15 protein-coding genes are annotated in these 19,750 nt (G+C 65.3%); 5 read left to right on the forward strand and 10 right to left on the reverse strand.

Annotation, left to right across the window (positions count from 1 at the left end; translation table 11 throughout):
- Positions 1-3: 3 nt before the first annotated feature.
- Positions 4-1,494: a monocarboxylate uptake permease MctP gene (gene mctP / locus ACVWYP_RS11470; protein ID WP_304498705.1), complete on the forward strand. Its 1,491-nt coding sequence runs from the start codon at positions 4-6 to the stop codon at positions 1,492-1,494.
- Here the strand turns inward: mctP and ACVWYP_RS11475 are convergent.
- Positions 1,465-5,148, reverse strand: coding sequence for an indolepyruvate ferredoxin oxidoreductase family protein (locus tag ACVWYP_RS11475; RefSeq protein ID WP_304498706.1), 3,684 nt, complete (start codon positions 5,146-5,148; stop codon positions 1,465-1,467). The genes mctP and ACVWYP_RS11475 overlap by 30 nt on opposite strands.
- 157 nt (positions 5,149-5,305) lie before the next feature.
- On the opposite strand from ACVWYP_RS11475, the gene ACVWYP_RS11480 reads away from it, so the two are divergent.
- Positions 5,306-5,761, forward strand: coding sequence for an Lrp/AsnC family transcriptional regulator (locus tag ACVWYP_RS11480; protein WP_304498707.1), 456 nt, complete (start codon positions 5,306-5,308; stop codon positions 5,759-5,761).
- Positions 5,762-5,871: 110 nt separating this feature from the next.
- On the opposite strand, the gene ACVWYP_RS11485 is transcribed toward ACVWYP_RS11480, so the two are convergent.
- Entirely contained in the window at positions 5,872-6,372 is a 501-nt protein-coding gene (locus ACVWYP_RS11485; protein ID WP_304498708.1) for a hypothetical protein, read from the reverse strand.
- A gap of 45 nt (positions 6,373-6,417) precedes the next feature.
- Entirely contained in the window at positions 6,418-6,765 is a 348-nt protein-coding gene (locus ACVWYP_RS11490; protein ID WP_304498709.1) for a hypothetical protein, read from the reverse strand.
- A gap of 199 nt (positions 6,766-6,964) precedes the next feature.
- Here ACVWYP_RS11490 and ACVWYP_RS11495 point away from each other — a divergent pair, with 199 nt between their 5' ends.
- Positions 6,965-7,885, forward strand: coding sequence for a LysR family transcriptional regulator (locus ACVWYP_RS11495; protein WP_304498710.1), 921 nt, complete (start codon positions 6,965-6,967; stop codon positions 7,883-7,885).
- A gap of 482 nt (positions 7,886-8,367) precedes the next feature.
- Here the strand turns inward: ACVWYP_RS11495 and ACVWYP_RS11500 are convergent, their stop codons facing one another.
- From ACVWYP_RS11500 to ACVWYP_RS11510, 3 genes are read right to left on the reverse strand one after another with little or no spacing between them, the layout of a single operon-like run.
- Positions 8,368-9,153 carry a fumarylacetoacetate hydrolase family protein gene (locus ACVWYP_RS11500; RefSeq protein ID WP_304498711.1) on the reverse strand — a complete coding sequence of 262 codons (786 nt, stop codon included), beginning with the start codon at positions 9,151-9,153 and terminating at the stop codon, positions 8,368-8,370.
- 12 nt (positions 9,154-9,165) lie between these two features.
- Positions 9,166-10,530: an LLM class flavin-dependent oxidoreductase gene (locus ACVWYP_RS11505; protein WP_304498712.1), complete on the reverse strand. Its 1,365-nt coding sequence runs from the start codon at positions 10,528-10,530 to the stop codon at positions 9,166-9,168.
- 24 nt (positions 10,531-10,554) lie between these two features.
- The gene (locus ACVWYP_RS11510) at positions 10,555-11,607 is read right to left on the reverse strand and encodes an Ldh family oxidoreductase (RefSeq protein ID WP_304498713.1); all 1,053 of its coding nucleotides are present in this window, start codon (positions 11,605-11,607) and stop codon (positions 10,555-10,557) included.
- A gap of 403 nt (positions 11,608-12,010) precedes the next feature.
- Here ACVWYP_RS11510 and ACVWYP_RS11515 point away from each other — a divergent pair, with 403 nt between their 5' ends.
- Complete coding sequence (locus tag ACVWYP_RS11515) at positions 12,011-16,123, forward strand: bifunctional diguanylate cyclase/phosphodiesterase (RefSeq protein WP_304498714.1); 4,113 nt, start codon at positions 12,011-12,013, stop codon at positions 16,121-16,123.
- On the opposite strand, the gene ACVWYP_RS11520 is transcribed toward ACVWYP_RS11515, so the two are convergent.
- From ACVWYP_RS11520 to ACVWYP_RS11530, 3 genes are read right to left on the reverse strand one after another with little or no spacing between them, the layout of a single operon-like run.
- Entirely contained in the window at positions 16,097-16,471 is a 375-nt protein-coding gene (locus ACVWYP_RS11520; RefSeq protein WP_456684105.1) for a hypothetical protein, read from the reverse strand. The two genes, ACVWYP_RS11515 and ACVWYP_RS11520, sit on opposite strands and share 27 nt — an antisense overlap.
- A gap of 23 nt (positions 16,472-16,494) precedes the next feature.
- Positions 16,495-16,734: a DUF2171 domain-containing protein gene (locus ACVWYP_RS11525; RefSeq protein ID WP_016846164.1), complete on the reverse strand. Its 240-nt coding sequence runs from the start codon at positions 16,732-16,734 to the stop codon at positions 16,495-16,497.
- A gap of 14 nt (positions 16,735-16,748) precedes the next feature.
- Positions 16,749-17,276, reverse strand: coding sequence for a cupin domain-containing protein (locus ACVWYP_RS11530; RefSeq protein WP_304498716.1), 528 nt, complete (start codon positions 17,274-17,276; stop codon positions 16,749-16,751).
- Positions 17,277-17,495: 219 nt separating this feature from the next.
- Here ACVWYP_RS11530 and ACVWYP_RS11535 point away from each other — a divergent pair, with 219 nt between their 5' ends.
- Positions 17,496-18,095: a 3-keto-disaccharide hydrolase gene (locus ACVWYP_RS11535; protein ID WP_304498717.1), complete on the forward strand. Its 600-nt coding sequence runs from the start codon at positions 17,496-17,498 to the stop codon at positions 18,093-18,095.
- Between the two features lie 48 nt (positions 18,096-18,143).
- On the opposite strand, the gene ACVWYP_RS11540 is transcribed toward ACVWYP_RS11535, so the two are convergent.
- Positions 18,144-19,631 carry a hypothetical protein gene (locus tag ACVWYP_RS11540; RefSeq protein ID WP_304498718.1) on the reverse strand — a complete coding sequence of 496 codons (1,488 nt, stop codon included), beginning with the start codon at positions 19,629-19,631 and terminating at the stop codon, positions 18,144-18,146.
- Positions 19,632-19,750: the final 119 nt, after the last annotated feature.

Consider the following 19,750-nt stretch of genomic DNA (forward strand, 5'->3'; position numbering starts at 1 on the left):
GCCATGACCGATCACATCGCCTGGGTGGCGCTCTGCGTCTTCATCTTCTTCTTCGCGCTCGTCACCGTGATGGGCTTCTTCGCGGCGCGCTGGAAATCCGGCCCGGTCAGCGAGCATCTCGACGAATGGGGCCTCGGCGGCCGCCAGTTCGGCACCTGGATCACCTGGTTCCTGGTCGGCGGCGATTTCTACACCGCCTACACCGTGATCGCGGTGCCGGCGCTGGTCTATGCGGTCGGCGCCTATGGCTTCTTCGCGCTGCCCTACACCATCATCGTCTATCCCTTCGTGTTCGCGGTCATGCCGGTGCTGTGGAAGAAGGCGCATGCAAGCGGCTACGTCACCGCCGCCGATGTCGTCCACGGCGCCTATGGCTCGCGCGCGCTCGAGCTTGCGGTGGCGTTGACCGGCCTGGTCGCGACCATGCCCTACATCGCGCTGCAGCTGATCGGCATGGAGGTCGTGATCAAGGCGATGGGGCTGTCCGGCGAACTGCCGATCATCGCTGCCTTCGTCATCCTCGCACTTTATACCTATAGCTCTGGCCTGCGGGCGCCGGCACTGATCGCCTTCGTCAAGGACATCATGATCTACATCGTGGTGCTGACCGCCGTGGTCGTGGTGCCGGCAAAGCTCGGCGGCTATGGCGCGGTGTTCGCGGCGGCCAACGACGCCTTCACGGCGAAGGGCGGCGCCACCGGCCTGACGCTGAAGCCTTCGCAATATCTGCCTTATGCGACGCTGGCGCTCGGCTCGGCGCTCGCCGCCTTCATGTATCCGCACACGCTGACCGGCATCTTCGCCTCGAAGTCGGCGGATACCATCCGCAAGAACGCGATCCTGCTGCCGGCCTATACGCTGCTGCTCGGCCTGATCGCGCTGCTCGGCTACATGGCCCATGCCGCCAACATCAAGGTGACGTCGCCGAACGACGTGGTGCCGATGTTGTTCAAGACGCTGTTCCCGGAATGGTTCGCGGGCTTTGCGTTCTCCGCGATTGCAATCGGCGCCTTGGTGCCGGCGGCGGTGATGAGCATCGGCGCCGCCAATCTGTTCACCCGCAATGTCTGGAAGTCCTATGTCAATCCGGAGATCTCGCACGCCGGTGAGGCGTCGGTGGCGAAGATCACATCGCTGGTGGTCAAGGTCGGCGCGCTCGCCTTCATCCTGTTCCTGCCGACGCAATATGCGCTCGACCTGCAACTGCTCGGCGGCCTCTGGATCGTGCAGACGCTGCCGGCGCTGGTGTTCGGCCTGTTCACCGTCTGGTTCCGCGCCGAAGGGCTGCTGCTCGGCTGGGCGGCCGGCATCGGCTGGGGCACGTATACGGCGTGGAGCAACGGGCTGAAGCCGCTTGCCAGCATCTCGTTCGGCGATTCCAGCTACAGCTTCTATGTCGGGTTCGGCGCGCTGCTGCTCAACATCGTCGTGGCGGTGCTCGCGACCGTCGTGGTCGGCCTGATATCACCCGCCAAGCGCCGCGCGGCGGCCTGAGCCGTCGCCTTGGTCTGACGGGGCGGAGGCAAGTCGCGCGGTGAGTCGCGCGGCCTCCGCCCTGGTCTTTTCGATCGCGGCATCCTTCACCGGCCCATAGCCGCGAATCTCCATCGGCGCCTTTGCCAGCGCGACCAGATCGGGCAGCCGTGCCTTGTCGAGCTTGCCGAGCATGGTCTCGATCAGCGCCTCGTACCATGTGATCAGCTCGCGCTCGGCGCGGCGCTCCGCGCTGTAACCGAACACGTCGAACGCCGTGCCGCGCAGCCCCTTGAGCCGCGCGAGCAACCGCAGCGGCGTCTGGATCCATTGGCCGAACGCGCGCTTCTTCGGCCGTCCCCGTGCATCACGTCGCGCCGCGAGGAACGGCGGCGCAAGGTGATATTGCACCGTGAAGTCGCCGTCGAACTCGCGCTTGAGCTCGTCAAGGAAGCCGGTCTGCATATGCAGCCGCGCCACCTCGTATTCGTCCTTGTAGGCCATCAGCTTGAACAGCGCGCGGGCGACGGCGTCGGTGAGGGGAAGATCTTGTCTGCTTGATTCGATCTGTCCGCGTGCCCCGTCCGCCTCTCCCGCTTGCGGGGGAGGCCGGATCGCATCGACAGATGCGATCCGGGTGGGGGCTCTCTCCGCGATACGATTCGTGGTGAGACCCCCACCCCAACCTCGAGAGCGAGCTTCGCTCGCCTCGGACCCCGCAAGCGGGAGAGGGGGCGCACCTCCGTCGCGGCTGCTGCTCAGCGTGGCCTCGGCGCGGCGGACGCGATCGACCGTGGTCCGATAGCGCGCGGCGTAAGCCGCGTCCTGGTACTCACTGAGGAAATCCGCGCGGCGCGCAATCATCTGCTCGATCGTCTCCGGTGCATTGGCCGAGGCACCGTCAGCCTTCGGCAGGAAATCCGGATCGGCAAAGGCGATGCGGCCCCAGGCCAGCGCCTGCCTGTTGCGCTCGATCGCGACGCCGTTCAATTCGATCGCGCGGGTCAGCGCCTCCAGCGAGACCGGCACCAGGCCCCGCTGCCAGGCAAAGCCGAGCATCATGATGTTGGCATAGACGCTGTCGCCAAGCAGCCGCTCGGCCAGCGCGTTGGCGTCGATCATGGTGAGGTTGCCCGACCCGATCACCCGCTCGATCGCGCGCAAGCGAGCCGGCGAGGCGAGGTCGGCATCGCGAAACCGAACCACGTCGCCGGTCGGCATCTCGGCGATATTGACCGCAGCGCGCATCCCCTGGCGATAGGTGCCGGACGCCTTCGCCGACGAGCTCACCACGAGGTCGCAGCCGATCAGCGCGTCGGCCGCGCCCTGGTCGATCCGCACCTGATGCAGCGCCTCGGGCGTAGCCGCCAGCCGCAGATAGCTCAGCACGGGGCCGAACTTCTGCGCGAAGCCCGTGAAGTCGAGCACCGAGACGCCGCGGCCCTCGAGATGCGCGGCCATCGCGATCAGCGCGCCGACGGTGATGACGCCGGTGCCGCCGACGCCGGTGACGAGGAGATCGTAGGGACGCTCGAGCGCCGCGAGCTCCGGCACCGGCAGTGCCGCCGCGCGCGCGAGCGGATCGATCGCGCTTGCCGTCTTCGCCCGCCGCTTGCCGCCCTCGATGGTGACAAAGCTCGGGCAGAAGCCGTTGAGGCAGGAAAAATCCTTGTTGCAGGTCGAGAGGTTGATCCGGCGCTTGCGGCCGAACGGCGTCTCCTTCGGCTCGACGCTGAGGCAGTTCGATTCCACCGAGCAGTCGCCGCAGCCTTCGCAGACGAGGTCGTTGATGAAGGCGAAGCGCGCGGGATCCTCGATCGTGCCGCGCTTGCGCCGCCGCCGCTTCTCGGTGGCGCAGGTCTGCTGATAGATAAGCACGGTGACGCCGGAAATCGCGCGCAGCTCGCGCTGCACGGCGTCCATTTCCTCGCGCGGATGGATGGTGACGCCGGCGGGCAGGTCGGCCGGCGAGAAATGCGCGGGATCGTCCGACACCAGCGCGATCCGCGCGACGCCCTCGGCGCGGACAGAGTGAGCGATCGCCTGCACGCTGACCGGGCCATCGACCGGCTGGCCGCCGGTCATCGCCACCGCGTCGTTGAACAGGATCTTGTAGGTGATGTTGGCTTTCGCGGCGATCGCCTGCCGGATCGCCATTGAGCCGGAGTGATAATACGTGCCTTCGCCGAGATTCTGGAACACGTGGCTGTTGCCGGTGAATTTCGACGACGCCGCCCAGTTGACGCCTTCGCCGCCCATCTGGATCAGCGACGAGGTCTCACGGTCCATCCAGCTTGCCATGAAGTGACAGCCGATGCCGGCCAGCGCCTTGGAGCCTTCCGGCACCTTGGTCGAGGTGTTGTGCGGGCAGCCCGAGCAGAAATACGGCGTCCGCGTCGCGCCCGGCACCGCGATCATGCGGTCCTGTTCGGGCACCAGCGCGGCGACGCGGCGGGCCAATTGCAATTCCGGAAACATCGGGTCGAGACGCCGCGCCAATACGTCGGCGAGCATGCGCGGCGACAATTCGCCGGTCCAGGAGATCAGCCGCGCGCCGCTCTCGTCATGCTTGCCGACCATCCGCTCCGGCTTGGCTCCGGGATAGTCGTAGAAATACTCCTTGAACTGGCTCTCGATGATGCCGCGCTTCTCCTCGACCACGAGGATCTCGCGCTTGCCCTTCACGAACTCCATCGCATCGTGCAGCGCCAGCGGCCACACCATGCCGACCTTGTAGATGTCGATGCCGAAGCGGCGGCAGGCCGCCTCGTCGAGCCCGACCAGCCGCAGCGCCTCCATCAAATCGAGATGCGCCTTGCCCGTGGTGACGATGCCATAGCGCGCTCCCTTGATGTCGTAGATGTGGCGGTCGATCGGATTGGCTTTCGCGAATGCGTAGACCGCGTGCTTCTTCGCCTCCAGCCGCTCCTCGATCTGCGGGCCCGGCAGATCCGGCCAGCGATAATGCAGGCCGCCGGCCGGCGGCACGAAATCCGGCTGCACGAAACGGCGCGGCGGCCGCAGTTCGACCGAGGCGCCGGATTCCACGATCTCCGAGATTGCCTTGAAGCCGACCCACATGCCGGAGAACCGGCTCAGCGCGTAGCCATATTCGCCGAACGCGAGATATTCGCCGACATCGGCCGGATGCAGCGTCGGCATGAACCAGCTCATGAAGGCGACGTCGGACTGGTGCGGCATTGAGGACGACACGCAGCCATGGTCGTCGCCGGCGACGACAAGCACGCCGCCATGCGGCGAGGGGCCGTAGGCATTGCCGTGCTTCAGCGCATCGCCGGAGCGGTCGACGCCGGGGCCCTTGCCGTACCACAGGGCGAACACGCCATCGACCTCGCGATCCCTTTGCGTCTCGACCTGCTGCGAGCCGAGCACCGCGGTCGCCGCGAGGTCCTCATTGACCGCGGGCAGGAATTCGATGCGGTTGTCCTTGAGCTGCTCGCCGATCTTCCACAGTTCGAGATCGACGCCGCCGAGCGGCGAGCCGCGATAGCCGGAGATGAACCCCGCGGTGTTGAGCCCGGCGGCGCGGTCGCGCCGCGCCTGGTCGAGCGCGATGCGCACGATCGCCTGCGTGCCGGTGAGGAAGACGCGGCCGCGGTCGCGGCTGTAGCGCTCGGACAGCTGGTAGGCGTCGAGCAACGGCATCTGGCCCATGACTGACCCCTCCGGGAATCGCGATGTCTGATCCGACAAGGCTATGCCTGTGGGCCTGGTAGGTCTTACCTATCCATTCATTCGTCGCGGAAAAATCGGCAGGATGTTGCTGAAAGTGATATAATTCGGTAGAATCTACCAAATCGGAGGGCTCGCAGTGATCGAAGAGCAGGACCAGAAAATCCTCGCCGAGCTGCAGAAGGACGGCCGCGCCACCAATCAGCAGCTTGCGGAAACCGTCGGGATGTCGACCTCCGCGTGCTGGCGCCGGGTCCGCGCGCTGGAAGAGTCCGGCGTCATCTCGGGCTATTCGGCGCTGGTCGCGCGCGAGCGCGCCGGCTTCGCCACCTCGGCGATCCTGCACGTCTCGCTGGAGCGGCACGACGTGAAGTTCGTCGACGAGTTCGTCGCGCGGGTGATGAAGCGCCGCGAGGTGCTGGAATGCTTCGCGACCACGGGCGACGCCGACTATCATCTGCGCGTCGTGGTGCGCGACATGGACGCCTACAACAAATTTCTCGACGAGTTCATGTTCCGCATCCCCGGCATCCGCCACGTCCGCACCAACGTGATCCTGAAGGAAATCAAGACCGGCGTGGCGTTGCCGTTTTAGCTCGTTGCAGCGCTTCGTAGGATGGGTAGAGCGCAGCGAAACCCATCACTCGTGCCGCGGGTGCGCTTGATGGGTTTCGCTTCGCTCTACCCATCCTACGAGGATACGGGTCATGCCGCCTGTTCTGCCGATTTGGCCCGCATCAGCAGCATGAACACCATGACATGGCTGACCAGCAGCAGCGGCACGTAGAGAGCCGGAATGTAGATGCCGGCGCCGAACAGGCCGGGATCGCCGATCTTCACGCCGTTGTAATAGGCGTTGAGCAGATCCAGCGTGCCCCAGACGTTGAACACCCAGACGATCGGAATCGCGATCGTCCAGCGCCAGGACAGCGCGGCCATGGCAAGCAGCGCGAGACCGGCCGCGGTGAGATCGCCCCATCCGACCTCCCCCGCGAAATCCGCGCTCAACTGCGGCGACACGAACCCGGTGACCATGAAGTTCATGCCCAGAAACCTGAACGCATGGAACGCTGCGAGCAGTCTGAGCGCGTTATCACGTGGCATCGCGCGGACCGCCGGCCAGACATAGGTGACGGCTACGACAGCACTTGTCAGAAACGCACCGGCGACGCTGAGGACGAATGGAAGATTGAAGCCCGGGGGCATCGGCGGATTCCCTTCTGTTGTCGATTGGGTTCGCTCGAAACGCGCTTAGGGCCTGGCGAGTAACAGGCGGAGCGGCAGCAGCGGGCCGACCCCGATGTACTCGTGATCCATCAGATCGAGTTTGGACAACGGCAGACCCTCCATGATCGCGTGCGCCTCGGCGGCATCCTTGGCATCGAGCAGCAGGACCACGCCGCGTCCGTCGGACCGCGAATACCATTCGCGAATCTTGCCGTTGAGATAGAGCTGCACGGTCTGCCGGATTTCGTCCGGCATCACGGCCATCACCTGATCGCGGGTGACGCCGGCTTTCGCGGTGAGGATGACCATCACGCCGGTGGTGACGGTGGAGGTGGCTTGGGCTTGAGCTTGGGCAGGGGAGGGAGTGGTCATGGAAGTGGTGCCTGTCAAAGTGAGGGTGAGAGCCAGGATTGTGTGACGGATTGCTTGCATCGGTCGCATGTCTCCGTTCACGACGGATGTCGTGATGTCGTGATGTCGGGTGAGCAGCGCGTGTCGCGCTGCCGCCGCTTGTGGCTCCGATGTAATGCGGCTTTCCGCGAGCGACTATTCGCGATAATGTTCACGGGCCATGAAGCAGAGCTTCACAGTCCGGCAGGGCGCGCTCGACGGCGTCGAGGCATTCCTGGCCGTCGCCCAGCACCGCAGCTTTCGCCGCGCGGCGGCCGAGCTCGGCGTCACGCCGTCGGCGATCAGCCAGGCGGTGCGCGCGCTCGAGGCGCGCCTCGGCGCTGTGCTCTTCATTCGCACCACCCGCAGCGTCGGGCTGACCGACGCCGGCGAACGATTCCTGGCGCGCGCAAGACCGGCATTCGAGGAGCTGGTCGCGGCGAGCGGGGCGGCGCGCGAGCTCGGGCAGAAGCCCGCCGGGCTGTTGCGTCTCACCGTGCCGCGCTCGGTGGTGCCGATCCTGCTCGAGCCGCTGATCGCCTCGTTCTGCAAGGCCTATCCTGAGATCGAGGTCGAGCTCGCCGCCAGCGAGGAACTGGTCGACCTCGCCGCCGGCGGCTTCGATGCCGGCATCCGCATGGGCCAGTTCATCAACCCGGACATGGTCGCGGTTCGCCTGACCAAGCCGTTCCCGTTTGCCATCGTCGGCAGCCCGGACTATCTCGCGCGCCGCGGCCGCCCCAAGCGCCCGGACGATCTGCGCGCGCATGCGTGCCTGCGCCTCCGGCGATCGAATGGCGGGCTCGCGCCGTGGTCGCTGAACGACAATGGCCGTTCGATCGAGCTTGCCGTGTCGGGATCCTTCATCGGCCATGATTTCCCGACGCTGGTCGGCGCGGCGGTCGAAGGTGTGGGGCTGGCGCAAGTGCCGGCGCCGCTGGTATCAGGCGCCGTGAAGGAGAAGAAGCTCGTCCGCGTGCTGGATGCATTCGCGCCGACGACGCCGGGCGTGTTTCTCTACTATCCCGGCCACCGCCAGATCATGCCGAAGCTGCGCGCCTTCATCGATCACGTGAAGAGCAGTCCGCGGGCCGGGCGGTGAGGGGAGCCAAATGTAGGTTGGGTGGAGCGAAGCGATACCCATCGTCGTGCAGTGGATTCGAGACGATGGGTTTCGCTTCGCTCTACCCATCCTACGCAGCATGTTTTGCTTGCCGCTGCGAGAGCGGCGAAACGAAATGCAAGGTTTGGACGGTTCATGTCGCGAGAACCGAGCCATAAAGTCGCCGTCGTCCCGGCGAAAGCCGGGACCCATAACCACCGATGCTCATTGTTGCGCGACGCCGTGGCCGCAGCTTTCTTCAACAATTCAACCCTGTGGCTATGGGTCCCTGCTTTCGCAGGGATGACGAATGGAGAGAGAAGCGACCAGCTCCATCACCGTCATGCTGAGGTGCGAGCGCAGCGAGCCTCGAAGCACGACGGCCCGGCTCTCGACGCAAGGATGGAGCGGGGGCCGTGCATCCTTCGAGGCTCGCTTCGCGAGCACCTCAGGATGACGACTCTAAAGCGGTGCGGCGTGCCTCACACTTTCTCCCTCACGAACCGGTTCCGCAATGTCCCGATCCCGGTGATGTCGATCTCGACGACGTCGCCGTCCTTCAAGTCCGGCGAGGCGCCGTCGGTGCCCATCCAGATCACATCGCCGGGCGACAGCGTGAAGTATTTCGAAAGCTCGACGAGGAAGGGCACGATGCCGAAGATCATCTCGTTGGTGTGGAAGCGGCCGGTCTCCTTGCTGTTGACGCGGATCGCGGTCTCCATGCGGTCGAGGTCGACATCGGTCTCGATCCACGGGCCCATCGGCTTGAAGGTGTCGGCATTCTTGGCACGCCACAGCCCGCGATCGGCCTTCTGCCAGCTGCGCTCGGAGACGTCGTTGCCGATGGTGTAGCCGAACACGCAGTCCATCGCGTCGGCTTCGGTCAGATGCTTGGCTTTCTTGCCGATCACGACGACGAGCTCGCCCTCGTAGTGGATCTTCTCGGTGGCACCAGCCGGAATCACGACGTTCTCGTCATGGGCGATCAGCGCGTTCTGCGCGCGGTAGCCGATCTCGGGACGGTCAGGCACGTTCGGCACGGTGCCGGCCTTGTCGGCGGCTTCCTTGAGATGCTTCAAATAATTCAGACCGACGCAATAGAAGGTGCGCGGGATCAGCGGCAGCTCGATCTTGACGTCCTTCAACGCATGCGTCTTCGCCGTCTTGCTCCATTCGCCGAACGGATCGCCGTTGACGGTGGTGACGGTGTCGCCCTCGACGAGGCCCCAGGAAGTCGTACCCGCGGCGGTGAATTTCAGCCAGCGCATGATGATGTCCCTCTATTCCGCGGCCTGCGCGCGGGTCTTCCAGGCGCCCGCGGCCGGGCGCTTGAGCCCGAGATTTTCGCGCAGCGTCGTGCCGGCGTAGTCCTTGTGGAACAGCCCGCGCTTCTGCAACTCGGGCACCACGTGGTCGACGAAGTCGGCATAGGAGCCCGGCACGTAGCTTGCCGCGACGACGAAGCCGTCGCAGCCGCGACCCTCGAACATCTCCTCCAGCCGGTCGGCGATCTCCTTCGGGCCGCCGACCATCGCGTCCTGCACCTGGCCGCGGCCGGAGAAAGTGATGAAGTCGCGGGTCGAGGGATTGCTCTTGCCGGAGGTGCGCAGCACGCCGTCGCGGATGCCGAGCATGCCTTGCATGCCCTGCAGCTCCTCTGATGTCAGCGGCTCGTCGATCGGTTTGGCGCCGAAATCGAAGTTGAGGCCTTCGGCGAGCAGCGACAGCGCGTCGATCTCGAGCGGCAGCTTCTGGATCACCGCCATCCGGTCCTCGGCCTCGGCCTTGGTCGCGCCGGTGACCGGGGTGATCAAATTGCAGAGGAACATCTGGTCGGGATCGCGCCCGGCCTTGGCGGCTTCGCCCCGGATCGCGTCATAGCCCTGCTTGGCATTGGCGAGGTTGCGTGCCGCGGTGAAGATCACCTCGCCCCAGCGCCCGGCAAAGCGCTGGCCGCGGCCGGAAGCGCCGGCCTGGATCACGACGGGATGGCCCTGCGGCGAGCGCGGCACCGTGAACGGGCCGCGCGAGGTGAAGAATGCGCCCTTGTGGTCGAGCCGCTTCACCTTGGTCGGATCGGCGAAACGGCCGCTCTTCTTGTCGATCACCAGCGAACCGTCTTCCCAGGCGTCCCAGTGGCCGAGCACCACCTCCATGAACTCGTCGGCGCGGTCATAGCGGTGATCGTGCTCGAGATGCTGCTCGCGGCCCATGTTGAGCGCTTCGCCGTCATTGACCGAGGTCACCACGTTCCAGGCGGCGCGGCCACCCGTCATCAGGTCGAGCGTGGCGAAGCGGCGGGCGACGTCGAACGGTTCGAAATAGGTGGTGGAGGCGGTCGAGGCGAGGCCGAGCTTGGTGGTGACCATGCCCATCGTGGTCAGCACCACGATCGGGTCCATCTTCACGCAGCGGATGCCGTATTCGACGGTGTGGGCGTGATCGTTGCCGTAGCGATCGGGCATTGCGAGACGATCGTCGAAGAACGCCATGTGGAACTTGCCGCGCTCCAGGATGCGCGCGATCTCCTGATAGTAGTCCGCCGACATCGAATCGTCGCGCGATTCCGGGTGGCGCCACGAACTCGGCAGGTTGGTGCAGTTCTGCGCCTGCAAAAAGCCAACCAGCGCCATTTGCCGTGTCATGTCGTTCTCCTGTGTCCGGAACTATCAGCGAAGGTCGAGCTGGTCGGTGAGCTTGTAATCGGCGGCGAGCGCCTTGAGCTTGTCCCAGGTCGCATCCTCGATCTCGATGCCGTCCTTGCGCCGCTGCTGCTCGCGCAGATATTCGATCTCGCCCGGATAGAACACGCCGCGGCTCCCTTCCGAGGGCGGCGTCGATTTCAAATAGCGGGCGAAGTCGGCGACCTCCTTCCTGAAATCCTTGAGCGGGCGGAATGCGGCGACGTTGAACACCGCCATGAAGCAGCCGTCGTTGTGACGGCCGGTCGGCTCGACGCCGAAGCCGAGCCCGGTCAGCAGGCCGCACAGCACCTCGACCATCGCGGCAAGGCCCGAGCCCTTGTAGCCTTCGCTGCCGCCGAGCGGCAGCAGCGCGCCGCCCTTGCGATAGTCCGCAGGGTCAGTGGTGTCGCGTCCCTCGGCATCGATGATCCAGCCCTTCGGGATACTCTCGCCGCGCGCCACCGCGAGCTGGATCTTGCCGGCGGCGACCGCCGAGGTCGCCATATCCAGGTAGAACGGCGCCTCGAGGTCGGACGGCACCGCGATCGAAAGCGGGTTGGTGCCGAGCCGCGCCTCGCGGCCGCCGAACGGCGCCACATGTTTCGGCGAACGGCCGGAATCGGCGGCCGCAATCCCGATCATGCCTTCGCGCATCGCCATCATCGGGTAATGCGCGAGCCGTCCGACATGGCTCTGCCGGAACACGGTGCAGGCCGCGACATTGGCGGTCTTCGCCTTGTTGATGGTCATCTCCATCGCCTTGGCGTTGACGTGGAAGCCGAAGCCCCAATGACCGTCGATCACGGTCGTGGTCGGCGTCTCCTGCACGACGGTCCATTTCGCGCCGGGCACGATGTGGCCGGCCTTGATGCGGTCGATATAGGTCGGGATTGCGATCACGCCGTGGGAGTCGTGGCCGGCGAGGTTGGCATTGACGCAGCCGGAGGCGACGGCGTTCGCCTCCTCCTCCGATGCGCCGGCACCCCTAAGGAGTGCCGCGCCGATGCGCGTGAGACGGTCGGCCTGGACGATCGGCATGGGATTTTCCTCGTGGTCGGCCCGCGTGCTGCGCGGGTCTTGCTTGCTGTTGTCGGCATCATGCTCTCAAAGCGCAGCAGGGCGAGCAAGGGCAGAAAATCCGGGCGGCCATACCGCCAGCAGGGTGCTCACGGCGATGTTTTCACAGAGTGGAACGGGCGCGGTCGCGATGCGGAATTTGGTCGCTCCGGCGGCGCCGGCACGGCGCAGATCCCGGCATTACGGCCCTCCGCCTCAGGCTGGCACACCGGTGTCCGTAATATCCCGGAAAACCTCGGTCCGCGTTCGTCAGCCGTTTACTTTGTCGTGCAACTTGCCGGATACGCTAACCACCACTTAGGCCTCTCGCGGGCAATGTTCCCCCGCCAGATTGAAGGGGTTGGCCCCGGGGCCTTCAAGGATCGTGCAGTCGAGCATCGGGCGTACATTCGCGGCGTTGAGTGCCACCAACGAAGCGATCCTGTACGCGAAATCACCAGAAGAATTGTACGGCAAGGTCTGTGAAGCCGCGTTCTCGAGCGGGAGCTTCCTGGCCGCGACCGTGTTTTTGCTGGAGCCGGATACCGGTCTCTTGAAGTTCGCGGCCGGCTTCGGCGACGATGTCGCGCGACTGCGCAGCATCACCATTTCCGCGCTTGCCAATACGCCGGAGGGAGAAGGCGTCGCCGGCCGGGCGTTCCGCGATCAGAACGCCTGCGTCGCCAACGATTATGTCAACGACGCCCGTTCGGTCGCCTGGCGCAGCGGTGCCGCGGCGGCCGGCGTCGGCGCGGCGGCGGCCCTGCCGCTGGTCTGCAACCGGCGCAGCGTCGGCGTCTTCATGGTGACGCGGCGCGAGGCCCAGTCGCTCGGCGACGAGATCGTTTCGCTGCTGGAGCGCATGGCCGCGAACGTGTCCTTTGCGCTCGACAATTTCGACCACGAAGCGTCGCGCAAGAGCGGCGAGCGCGCGATGCGCCGGCTCAACCGCATGTTCGGTGCCATCAGCGCAACCAACGAGGCGATCCTTCGCGCCAAGACCGAGCACGATCTCTATCAGCGGGTCTGCGATGCCGCGGTGTTCAGCGGAAAGTCCTTCGCCACGGTGGTGCTGCTGGCCGAACCAGACACGCACTGGTTCGAGCCCGTCGCCGGCACCGGCGAGGCGCTCGACCTGATCACGCAGACGCGCTTCTCGACCGATCCGGACAACGTCTACGGCAAGGGGATTTGCGGCGAGGCGTTCCGGACCCAGCGGCCCTGCGTCGAGCACGACATCCCGATATCGATGAGCCCGTCGCATGAGCCGATCGGCGGCAGCGGCCTGATGGCCTGCGTGGCGCTGCCGCTCACCCGGTTCGGCAAGAGCGTCGGCGTCCTGATCTTCTTCACCGGCAATTCCTGGGCGCGCGACGAGGAGATCATCGCGCTGCTCGCGGGGATCGCAGAGAATGTCTCGGTCGCGCTCGACAATTTCGGCCGTGCTACCGAAAAGGCCAAGGCCGACGCCGAGCGCGAGCGGCTGTCGCGGATGTTCGCGGCACTGAGCGCGACCAACGAGGCGATCATGCGCGCGAGGTCGCGGCTCGAGATGTTCGAGCTGGTCTGCGCGGCCGCGGCGCATGGCGGCGGGTTCAACTCCACCAGCATCCTGATCGCGAAGCCCGGCGACGATTTCCTGGAGATGATGGCGGTCGCAGGGCCTACCGCGGCAAATGCGCGCCGTCTCAACGTCTCGCGCAGCGAGGCACGCCCCGAAGGGCGCGGCGTCTGCGGCCGGGCGTTCCGCTCGCGGCGCGCCTGCATCAACAACGATTTTCTGGGCGACGTTGCCAACAACCCGTTCCGCGACGTCATCGACCGCGAGGATGCGCGATCGGGCGCGGCATTTCCGCTGATCGTCGACGACGAGCCGGTCGGAGTCATGCTGTTCATCTCCGCCAAGCGCAACACCTTCTCGGCTGAATTCGCCGAGCTCCTGCAGCGGCTCGCCGACAACGTCTCGTACGCGCTGGGCAGCTTCGACCGTGCCGACGAGAAGGCACGGACCGAGGAGCAGAAGGAGCGGCTGCGGCGGATGTTCGCGGCGCTGAGCGCGACCAACGAGGCGATCATGCGGGCGAAATCCCGCAGCGAGCTGTTCGATCTGGTCTGCGATGCCGCGGCTGTGGGCGGCCAGTTCGTCTCGGCCACGATCAGGCTGGTGCGCCCCGGCGAGGTTTTCCTGGACAATGTGGCCGCCTCAGGCCCCGACCGGGTGCGGGCCCGCGAGGTTCAGCTGTCGGCCGACGCGACGCGCCCGGAGGGACAGACGCTGACCGGCGTTGCGATCCGCACGCGCAGGCCCTGCATCAGCAACGACTATCTCAGCGATTTCGGCTCCGAATCGCACGTCTATCCGGCCGTGCGCGACAGCGGCAGCAAATCAGGCGCAGCCCTGCCGCTGCTCAAGAACGGCGAGGCGATCGGCGCGCTGGTGTTTCTCTCAAGCGAGTTCGGCACCTTCAGCCCGGAGATGATGGCGCTGTTGCAGCGGCTTGCCGAGAACGTCTCGTTTGCGCTGGCCAACTTCGATCGCGCCGACGAGAAGGCGCGGGACGACGAGCAGAAGGAGCGGCTGTCGCGGATGTTCGCGGCGCTGAGCGCGACCAATGAGGCGATCATGCGGGCGAAGTCCCGCGCCGAATTGTATCGGCTGGTCTGCGCGGCGGCGGCGACCGGCGGCAAGTTCACCTCGACCACGATCGCGCTGGCGCAGACCGGAAGCGACTATCTGCGGATCGTCGCGATCGCGGGGCCGGCGGCGGAGGGCGCGCGCCAGGTGACGCTCTCGACCAGCGAGGCCCACCCCGAGGGCCGCGGCGCCTGCGGCCGGGCGTTCCGCTCGGGCAAGGCGTGCATCATCAACGACTATTTTGCCGATGCCGAGACCGCCGCTTTCCATGAGCGCGCCCGGCTCGATGGAACGCAGTCCAGCGCCTCCTTTCCGCTTGTTGTCAGCGGGCGGGTGGTCGGGGTCATGATCTTCGTCGCGCTCGACAAGGACACCTTCACGCCGGAGTTCGCCGAGCTGCTGCAGCGCCTCGCCGACAATCTGGCGTTCGCGCTCGAGAGCTTCGATCGCGCCGATGAGAAGCACAAGGCCGACGAGCGCATCGAATATCTCGCGTCGCACGACAGCCTGACCAATCTGCCCAACCGCGAGACGTTCAACGAGATGCTGCATCACGCGATCTCGGCGGCGGATCGCCGCCGGCAGCTCGCGGTGCTGTTCATCGATCTCGACCGCTTCAAGGTGATCAACGACTCGCTCGGCCACGACGCCGGCGACATGCTGCTGGTGGCGATCGCCGAGCGGCTGCAAGGATCGTTGCGTGCGAGCGACGTGGTGGCGCGGCTCGGTGGCGACGAGTTCGTGGTCATCCTCGAGGAGACCGCCGAACGCGACGACGTCGAGCGCATCGCCGGCGATCTGCTGATCTCGCTCAGCCAGCCGCTGACGATCAGCGGGCATGAGTGCCACACCACGGCTTCGATCGGCATCGCGATGTATCCGACCGATGGCTCGGACGTGCAGACGCTGACCAAGAATGCCGACATGGCGATGTATCTCGCCAAGGAAGACGGCAAGAACGGTTTCCGCTTCTTCTCCAACGAGATCAGGGCGCAGTCGATCGAGCGCTTGACGCTGGAGAGCGCATTGCGCCGCGCGCTGGAGCGCAACCAGTTCTCGCTCGACTATCAGCCCAAGGTCGACATGGCGAGCGGAGCGATCAGCGGCGTCGAGGCGCTGCTGCGCTGGACCCATCCGGAGCTCGGCAAGGTATCGCCGGGGCAGTTCATTCCGCTCGCCGAGGAGATCGGCCTGATCGTGCCGATCGGCCGCTGGGTGCTGAAGGAAGCCTGCGCGCAGAACATGGCGTGGCAGCGCCGCGGCCTCAGGGCCGTGACGATGGCGGTCAACCTTTCACCGCGGCAGTTCGGCGATCCGAATCTGCTCGACGACATCGACGCAGCGCTGGAGCAGAGCGGCATGTCACCGGCGCTGCTGCAGCTCGAGGTCACCGAGAGCATGGTGATGCGCAACGTGACGCGCGCGGTGCGCGTGCTCGACGCGATCCAGAATCGCGGCATTCGGCTCGCGATCGACGATTTCGGCACCGGCTATTCGTCGATGTCGCTGATGAAGCAGTTCCCGATCGACACCATCAAGATCGATCGCTCCTTCGTGCGCGACCTGCCCAACGATTCCGAGGACGTCGCGATCGCGCAGGCGATCATTTCGATGGGCAAGGCGCTCGGCATGACCATCGTCGCCGAGGGTGTCGAGACCTCCGAGCAGCAGGAATTCCTGCGCGCCCACGCCTGCGACGAGATGCAGGGCTTCCTGTTCAGCCGGCCGCTGCCGCCGCGCGATCTCGCCGAATTGTTGAAGCCGTCGCAGGCAGAGGCGTCGCCGCCGTTGCAGCCGTCGCTGGATGGCGAGGCGACCAGCGAGGCCGGGCCGGATCTAGGGCGGAAACGCGCTGTCGTCTGACGGCTGCACGGGCAGGTCGCGAACGTCGGAATCGGTGGATGCGATCTTGCGCGAGAAATCATAGGGCCATGGCAGGATGTCCTGGCCGGCCAAAGTCTGGCGCAACAGAAGGGCAGCTTCCGCGAAGCTCGCGCCGTCAGGCAGGCGGAGCCGGCGGCTCCAGGTGGGCGGCAGCGGATCGGCGGCATCGCGCATCTCGAATGCCGGCCCCCACCACCAGGCCGGCGCGGGCGGCCGTTCCGGTTCAGGAATGGCGCGCCAGCGCGCGAACTCGTCGACGATGCGGGCAAATTGTAGCTTGGCGGCGGGATGCATCGAAGGCCCTTCCTTGGGCCGGGATGATAGCATCGCTCCCACCTCGCGCAACGCGGCTATTGGCGGCCGTGCTGCCAATGCGCCGTCACGTCGGAGCCCGATTTGTTGAGGTGGACGTGCTGGTCGACATGGTCGACCCAGGACAGCGGAATGAAGTGATGGTGCTGACCGTCAGGCGAGCTTTGCTTGGTCAGCTTGATCTTGTCGGTGCCTTCCATGTGGTCGACCTTGCCGACCGTTTTCTTGTCCGACGAGATCACATCCATATGTTCCCGAATGTCGGCAGCGTTTGCCATGCGTCATCTCCTCGTCATGATGATGAGGGGATGAAACGCCGCGTGGATGCAAAGGTTGCTAGCCGGTTCCGGCTACTTCTGCTCGACCTCGGTCGCGGTGGCCGGCCTTCGCCCATGATCAGCAGCACGGCATCCTCGTCCTTGGCGCCGTCCCAGTGCACCTGCTTGCCGAAATGGGTGACGAAGCTGCCGGCTGGCATCGCCACGGTGCCGTGATCGGGATCGAATTTCGGTCCCGAGCCGACCCACCAGGTGCCCTTGAGCACGACGATGTAGCGGTCGTTGGGATGGAAGTGCGGACGGCTGAAGTGATTGCCCTTGGTCCATTTGGTGTAGACCATGTAGAAGCCGGGCTTCGAGGGATCGCCGACCACGACGGCATTCTGCGCGCCGCGCGCATCGACCGGGCTCCAGGGAATCTGATCCGGCAGCTTGTAGGTGACGGCGGCCGGATTGAGCTCGGCCGCGGAGCTGACGCTCAGCGTCGCGGCGAGAGCCAACGGCATCATCAGGTATCGCCAGGATCGGTTCGATGCCGTCATCGGTATGCTCCCAGATCGGATTTCTCGGGCGACTGCCGCGCCCGTATGCCGCGCGATGCTAGTCGTCCTCGCTTCCGCCCGGCAAGACGCGTCCGTGCATGTCTGATCTCAGGATTGCGACAACGATCCGTGACACAACGCAGTTGCAATATGAAAAAGCATTTACGCCGCCGCAGACGATGATAGGTTGCGCGCCAACCAAAAGACGGGAGGATAACCTTGAAGAAGCATCTGTCGATACTGGCGGCGGGACTTGTGATCGGTGCGGCCGCGCTGCAATTTTCCACCACCGCCTCGGGGGACGACGGCTGGGTCACGCTGCTCGACAGCTCCAAGAAGGGTGACTGGGACGAGGTCGGCAAGGCCAATTGGGCGATGAAGGACGGTGCGCTGGTCGCCGACAAGCTCGACGGCAAGGATCTCTCCTATCTCGTCAGCAAGACCCAATACAAGGATTTCCAGATCCGGGCCGAGTTCTGGACCGACGAGGATGCCAACAGCGGCATCTTCATCCGCTGCGAAGGCAACAAGGTGATCGACTCCAAGGTTTGCTACGAGGTCAACATCTTCGACAAGCGGCCGGACCCGACCTACGGCACCGGCGCGATTGTCGACGTCGGCAAGGTCGATCCGATGCCGAAGGCGGCCGGCAAGTGGAACGTCTACGAGATCACGGCGCAAGGGCCGCATTTCGTCGTGACGCTGAACGGCCAGAAGACCGTCGACGCCCAGGACTCCAAGCACGCCAACGGCTACATCGCGCTCCAGTATGGTTCGGGCGTGGTCAAGTTCCGCAAGGTGCAGATCAAGCCGCTCTGACGGCGTCGGTTGAGCGGGGCCTCGGTCGCACTGCGACGAGGCCCCTCCTTATTGAGGAGCACTGTCGGTCGTAGAGACCTTCCGATCGTCGCCTTGCGTGCGCAGATGATGGCCGATCACGAGCCCGGTCAGGCACAGCAACAGCCCAAGTGCCGGCGGCGCAAACAGCGCCTCTTCCTGGAAGATGCCGTTCACCAGCACGACCATCGTGCCGAAAGCGGCGAGCCCTTGGATGAGAATTCCCGACGAGGCGTAGAGCCGCCAGGCCTTCAGCGCCATCGCCAGGAAGTAGCCGAGCGGCACCAGCGAGCCGATCCCCATCTGGTAGAGCAGCACGCCGACGGCGCTCTCCACCGCGCCGTCCATCGTGCCGGCCGCCTGCGCGGCGTTCCAGTCGATCGAGAAGTAACCTTCGGAGAGGTTGCCGCCGACGCCAAGTCCGCGGCCGATGGGATTCTGCCGAAAGCCGTCCCATCCGCCCATGAAGCCGATCACGTGGAAGTCGCCGATCTGGAGTCCGATATAGATCGCCGCGATGGCGTACAGCACGAGGCCGATCAGCGCCACGGCAAGGGTGATGGTGGCGCCGAGCAGCCAGGTTGCCGTCCAGCCCAAGGCGACGAAGATGACCAGGATGAGCGCGCCTTTCACGCTACAGCAAATCAGCAGCGGGATCGCAGCCAGCGCCAGCCAGCGATATCCGACCGCGAACAGGAACAGGATGGAGAAGGCGATCCCGTAACCGAAGCTGATCGGGCTCATATTCGGTCCGAAGATGCGCAGCAACGACGAGAGGCCGAGGTCCTCGAACAACGGGCTGTTGAGAAAGCTGAAACGGAAGCGATCGATCAGATCCACCGGCACCCTGCCGGTTGCGCGCATCTCGGCTTCCCAGGATCCGGAACGGGTCGCCTTCAGCTCGTCGAAATGCCAGAACGTGTAGCCGTTGGTGATGGAGAGCCAGAAATCGCGAAACAGCAGTTCGACATATCCGCAGACGATCAGCAGCGCGGCAACCGTCACCAGGAAGGGCGTGATGCGGATCTCGAAGGTTGCGGCCGTCAGCAGCGATAGCTGAAACAGAAACAGCGGCAGCGCGATGTTGCGCAGATAGACGAGGGCCGCGTGCGAATCCTGCGTGGCGCCAAGCAGGAAATACGCCGTCACGGTTGCGAGGGTGATCAGCCCCCATTTCATGATCCGGTCGATCTCGGCGGAATGTTTCCGCTGGTGCAGCGCATAGAGCGCCAGCGTGACCAGCCACATCACCGCGCAGACCAGGAAATTGTAGCCCTTGACGAAATCCATCTCCTGCTCGGTCGTCATATAGGACGACAGAATCGAGACGAAGAGATTCTGGAAGAAGATGATGAAGATGGCGATCGACGGCGCGTAGGCCGGCACCGCGAGCACGATGGCGCAGCCGATCAGGCTTTCGACGACGATCGCGAGCCCGGCGTTGGCCGCCTGCATGATCGGTGCGAATGCGATCGATGCCACGGCGATGCCGAGTGCAGGAATCAGATCGCCGGCCAACAGCGGCCGCGGGGCTATCTCTGCTCGCACAGGCTCTGACCTAACGTGACCGGACGTGTGGGCGTGCCACACCAGCATCGTCGATCTAGCCGCTCATTGTGTAAGAACCGGTTAACCAG

The organism is Bradyrhizobium sp. USDA 3262, from assembly GCF_054060035.1.